Annotated in this window: 6 protein-coding genes; all 6 read right to left on the bottom strand. The window is 35.2% G+C overall.

Annotated features, from left to right (window positions below; genetic code table 11):
• Positions 1-255: 255 nt before the first annotated feature.
• A complete protein-coding gene (locus tag AC1DUW_RS20135; protein WP_477643289.1) occupies positions 256-462 on the bottom strand; it encodes a hypothetical protein in 207 nt (68 codons plus the stop codon).
• 187 nt (positions 463-649) lie between these two features.
• Positions 650-1,348 (bottom strand): ankyrin repeat domain-containing protein, encoded by a 699-nt coding sequence (locus tag AC1DUW_RS20140; RefSeq protein ID WP_477643290.1) that lies wholly within the window; start codon positions 1,346-1,348, stop codon positions 650-652.
• 76 nt (positions 1,349-1,424) lie between these two features.
• Complete coding sequence (locus AC1DUW_RS20145; protein WP_477643291.1) at positions 1,425-1,712, bottom strand: tRNA-specific adenosine deaminase; 288 nt, start codon at positions 1,710-1,712, stop codon at positions 1,425-1,427.
• Positions 1,713-1,863: 151 nt separating this feature from the next.
• On the bottom strand, positions 1,864-2,550 hold the full coding sequence (locus AC1DUW_RS20150; RefSeq protein WP_053346696.1) for a response regulator transcription factor: 687 nt from the start codon (positions 2,548-2,550) through the stop codon (positions 1,864-1,866).
• Complete coding sequence (locus AC1DUW_RS20155) at positions 2,547-3,995, bottom strand: sensor histidine kinase (RefSeq protein ID WP_053346697.1); 1,449 nt, start codon at positions 3,993-3,995, stop codon at positions 2,547-2,549. Before AC1DUW_RS20155 ends, AC1DUW_RS20150 begins: the two co-directional genes overlap by 4 nt.
• A 1,056-nt stretch (positions 3,996-5,051) precedes the next feature.
• A complete protein-coding gene (locus tag AC1DUW_RS20160) occupies positions 5,052-5,516 on the bottom strand; it encodes a hypothetical protein (RefSeq protein ID WP_053346698.1) in 465 nt (154 codons plus the stop codon).
• Positions 5,517-5,578: the final 62 nt, after the last annotated feature.

Here is a 5,578-nt window from a genome sequence, read left to right on the forward strand (position 1 = left end):
ATATTACAGATACAACTAGTACAGCTGGTACTATACGTTTTTTTATATTCATTTTTCTCTATCTCCTTTATTTTGTTATTTGTTATAAAACTTATAATACAAGTAACATCTAAACTGGCTATAAAAAAATTCTTAATAAAATATTAAATTTATTAATTTTTTTTACTATGAAAACTACATAAAATAGGGAACTCTGAACGAAAATGATCCCTCTTTTCAGCTTGATATATTATTGAGTTCTTATAGATTCTCTTCTTATTTTGCTGTTAAAGTGACTGTATCTGGGTTTGCCCAGTTACCCATAGTTACTACTGAGTATTTGACGCCTGATTTAAATGTATTATCGTTTAACACATCAAAGATTCCGTATGGTCCTTTACAGGGGGAGAAGCGGTATTGAGCTTCTATATTTCTGCCGTCATCACCCTTTAATTCCACTTTACGACCAGGAAATAGCTCCATACCCAGATCTTTATCAAATGTATTCGGAACGATTTGTTGTCGATTGCTTCTGCAGACTTGAGTGGAGGTGAGGCAATCGCTTCAGCAATAAAGCTTGGATTTTTGATTTTTGCCCAATCACACATACCTACTGGTAAACGCAACAATTTGATTTCACCACACCAGTAGGAAAGCTTAGACCATCTGGTTATTTTGCCCCTTCTTTTGTCAAAATCTGTTCAATCTCTTTAAAGCCTTTCTCGCGGGCATGTTGCAAAGGGGTCACATTATTATGATCAGCTATGTTCACATCCGCCCCATGATCTATCAGCAATTGTACTGTTTGCTGCTGTTTTTCATCTCCATTACTCAATATAATTGCCTCCAATAGAGCCGTCCAACCTAGGTTATTAACGTGATTTATATCAATATCAGTATTGGTAAGAAGTTCTTTGATCACATTCACATAGCCATGTTCCGAAGCAGGGATCAAAGCAGTTCCTCCATAACGATTGGTAATCGTGGGATCCGTACCTGCATTAATTGTAAGCTTCAGGATTTCAAGGTAACCTTCTGCACCCGCATATAGGAAGGGATTGTTTTTCATGTCATCTTGGATATYAACATCTGCACCTGCTGTAATTAGGATTTTTGCAGTCTCAACATTATTGTTATAAGTCGCAATCATAGTGGCAGTTCGCCCTTCGGAGTCCTGTGCATTAATATCTGCACCTTCCTCAATCAACCTTCTTATCGTTTCTGTTTCTTTTCGTTCTGCTGCTTGAATTAGTTGTTCATTCACTCCTTCTCTCTCCTTTCCCTGTATTTTCAGGTCTTCCTTGTCATCTGAGACACACCCTTGAAGCAAGAGAATGCATCCTATGATTACTGCCAGCCACTTCCACATAAAATACACGTTCCTTTAAAATTTGTTATTATCACTGTTTTTCTTGACCCATAAATCAAAGGCCTAGATGCACTTTTCATCTCAATATTATGAAAGTGTCCTTCTTTCTAATCTCTCCTAGACACGTAGGGCAAGGTCGCCACTGGCTTAACTCTCTCAAACGGAGAGAAATTCGCTTCCCGAATGCTTTCATTTCGGTTTGATTTGTCGGATTCCTTGTTTCCAATGCATCATTAATACCGATAGCAATGATTTTCCCGTTTTGTACAATAACAGCCCCAAAAGGACGTTCTCCTTTTTCAGGTACATTCTGATGTGCAATTATTGAGGCTCCATGAAATATTCCTCCCTTATAAATTTTCAGTTAAACTTTTTTATTCCGTCTTAAATTATGTTAGTACTTAATCTTAAACTCCCTCTAAATAATTTCTTAAAAAAAGATAAACTTATTAATAAAATTTATTAATGTTTATAAAAAATACCCGCCACCTTTGTGACGGGTCAAAACACATTATTTAAACATTAAAGCGATATCCGGCTCCCCAAACGGTTTCCAAGAATTTTGGATGTGCAGGATCTCTTTCGATTTTTTCACGTAATTTTCTGATATGGACAGTCACAGTTGAAACATCCGCAGCTGACTCCATCCCCCAAATTCTTTCATAAAGTTGCTCTTTGCTCAACACTTGGTTCGGGTGCATCACAAGAAACAGTAACAAATCGAATTCCTTTGTAGTAAACGGAATTTCCTCTCCATTAACATGAACTTTTCGCGCCGACTTATCGATCGAAATTCCATGAACGAAAACTGTATTTGTTTTGGCTTGACTTCCTGCTAAACGTTCATAACGGGCTAAATGCGCTTTCACTCTAGCAACCAGTTCATTTGGACTAAAAGGCTTCGTAATATAATCGTCTGCCCCTAAACCAAGACCTCGAATTTTATCAATATCTTCATTTTTGGCGGACACAAGCAAAATTGGAATGTCTTTGACAGCACGTATTTGTTTGCATATCTCAAATCCATTTACTCCTGGAAGCATGATATCTAGAATAATTAAATCATTATTTTCTTGAAGTGCCTGTTGAAGTCCAGCATCACCTGTATGTTGAATATTGACACTAAAATCATTAATTTCTAAATAATCTCTCTGCAATTCTGCAATGCTAACATCGTCTTCAATAAGTAATATTTTTTTCATATTTCCTCACCTTTCTTTAGGGAAAAGAAGACACTTGTGCCTTTTCCTATTTCGCTAGTAGCCCAAATATCCCCTCCATGCTCGTAAATAATTTGTTTTGCAATCGCAAGTCCTAACCCACTTCCGCCTGTCTGAGAATTTCTAGATTGTTCTGCGCGGTAAAAGCGATCAAAAATGTAAGGTAAAGCAGATGGTTCTATTCCTTGTCCGTTATCTACTACTTGAACGACTACATCATATGGTCCTTCATGCAGAGAAATGGCAATGTTCTTTTTTTCTTTATTCGTATACTTCACACAATTACTGATTAGGTTAGCCAATACGCGTTTTAATTTCTCTCTATCTGCTGTCACGTTTATCAGTTTATACATAATATGAAGTTCAATCTGGATCCCTTGTTGAAGTAAATCCAATTGAAGCTCGTCTACGTAGTCTCTCATATATTTATCCAGTTCGACAGTTTCAAAAGTGAATGGTTCTTTTTTTAAATCCAGCTTAGAAAATAAGAACAGTTCATCTATCAATGAATCCATATCTTTTGCTTTTAAGTATACAGTTGATAAGTACTTTTCCATTTTCTGCGGAGTGTTTGCTACACCGTCTTTTATACCCTCAACATATCCAATAATCGAAGTAATCGGCGTTTTCAAATCATGTGAAATATTTGATAGAAGTTCTTTTCGATTTTCCTCATACTGAAGCTGGATAGTAACGGACTCTTTTAATTTTATTCTCATTTCATCAAACGTTCTATTTAATTGTCCGATTTCATCATTCGAGGTAGCTTTGATTTCAAAGTTTAAATCTCCTGATTTTATTCGTTTGGCACCTTCTTTAAGAACTGAAATGGGCTTGATGATGCTTCGTGAAACTAAATAGTTTAAAAGCCCAATAATCATAATAAACAAAAATAGCAATAGACCAAATAAAATTGGAAACAACTCTCGAGCCAACTCGGCATAGGAACTCGCCTTTCTCAATACAAAAATACTACCTTTGCTTTTATCCAAAAAATAAAAATCAAACTTCACATACGTGAAAAAAAAGTCTTCGATTTTAATCGTATCTCGCGTATTGATGTTTGTTTCTTCAAATCCAGGAAGTGACTTAACCAATACCTGCTTATCCAAAGAGGGGGAAGCATACTCGATGTTCGTATCTTTTCTAACAACAATCTCGATATCCTTCTGTTCAATTTTCTTCAGCTGCTCTTCGTTTAGAAGCTGCGTAGGATTATTTTTAGCCAATAGCTTTAAATCGAGAAACGCACTTTCTTCTATTGTAGTCAATGGTTTTTGGACATAAGATTTTTTGTAAAAATACTCTATAGATTTTATATCGCCCGTTATCGCAATAATAATTAAAAACCCAGCCGCTAACAATAAAGTGATAGAAAAAAGTATCACTCCAACGTAAGACAACAGAAATCTCGTTTTAATTGACATGTTAATCACCTCAGTACTTACTTTTCACTCTGCTTCTTAAAGGTATTTGGCACTATATAAACCATTTTCCTTAGAATTTTTGTTTTTTATTCAGTATGGTGTATTAAACACCTTATCACTAGCTTGTGCTTAAAATGGGGATTTACCATTTACAAAGAAACTAAAAGAACAATAACATACAAACCTTAAAACTTTCTAAAATATGTATGAAAAATCCCTAAATATCTTAAAATATTTTGTTGAAATATCACATCAGACCAAACTTGGTCGATTTCAAAATGGGATAATTCCAACCGATTGACAGCGCTAGGTCTTCTTATTTTTTCATGAAATGGCAGAAGTATTTTTTCAAGGAATTATAAAGGATGAATAGGATGAGTCAGGTAAATGCCACTTCTTTAAAATTTTCTAAAAAACGGGATATTATCAGTTACCCTATCAGGATTACAATCTGCAAGAATGGGGCGATACAGAAGAAGACCTTCCAAAGACCATAAGATGGTAGAAGGTGCTTTAAAACTACATACTTCTCATCAATATAACATCAAAGAAATTGCGGATATGACGGGTGTTAGTATATCAGTATTATACCGAGCTTAGGAAAAAATTTAACCTTGGGGTTGGAATAGAGGGATTATCCTGTGGACATAAGAGCAACGGAACTACTTGCAACTGATAAAAGAAAGAATTTCTTAACAATCCCTTCTACTTTAAGCAATTGAGAATTAGCATACGACTATACCTTTACACAAGATGATATGGAAGAAATACAAAAACACTACGGTTTTTCTAATTTTTCTGCCCACTCAGATCGGGTTATTTAACAGTCATTACTAACATGCTGACACACGAAAAGGCGATCCTTCTTAATATAGAATCGCCCTCTTTATATTTGGTTTTCAGGAATCAAATATCACTTACAAATTATTGTATCGTCAAGCCGGTTAAACCCATAAATCATGTAACGATTCATTTACTACGTATATGAATTCCTTCAATAAAAAGGACTTACTTCCAAAATAAATTCTCCTTTGGAAATAAGCCTGATATTAGAAATTACCTATTCACTTCTTCCATAAAGGACTGCAAATCTGCTTTTGTTGCTTTAGAGAACTGTTTGATTTGTTCTACGTTTTTAACCGGGTTTCCAGATTCACCAATTAAAGGATAAAGATTTTTCTCAATTCTCTCATACCAATCGGGGTACTGATCTTCTACTTGCTTTTCAATCGTATCCCAGCTAGAACTAATTTCTTTGCCAATTTCCTGAATTTTAGCTGAGTCTGCCCTCGCATTTACTTCTTGATCCAAGGTACTTATCGATTTAAGTACAGTATTGACTCCATTTTTAATTTCCTTGTTTGTCCCATTATTTTCTTTCATATTAGTAACTGGATTTGCTTCCTCTACTTGTTGTTTTGGTGTACTCCCAGGTTCTTCAGGTTCGGCTGTATTATTGCATCCAGCCAAAAAGAGTGTTCCGAAAATGAATCCAACTACATATAAACGAAAAATTTTCAATGTTTTTCCTCCCTTATACTGTAAAAAAACAGGTACCTCCCACAACGGTATACAAAATGAAC

The organism is Peribacillus sp. P4_C12, assembly GCF_056402095.1.

Bases quoted from the DNA above. Each gene is read 5' to 3' on its own strand.
- AC1DUW_RS20150 (WP_053346696.1), bottom strand. From the start codon at position 2,550: ATGAAAAAAATATTACTTATTGAAGACGATGTTAGCATTGCAGAATTG.
- AC1DUW_RS20155 (WP_053346697.1), bottom strand. From the start codon at position 3,995: ATGTCAATTAAAACGAGATTTCTGTTGTCTTACGTTGGAGTGATACTT.
- AC1DUW_RS20135 (WP_477643289.1), bottom strand. From the start codon at position 462: ATGGAGCTATTTCCTGGTCGTAAAGTGGAATTAAAGGGTGATGACGGC.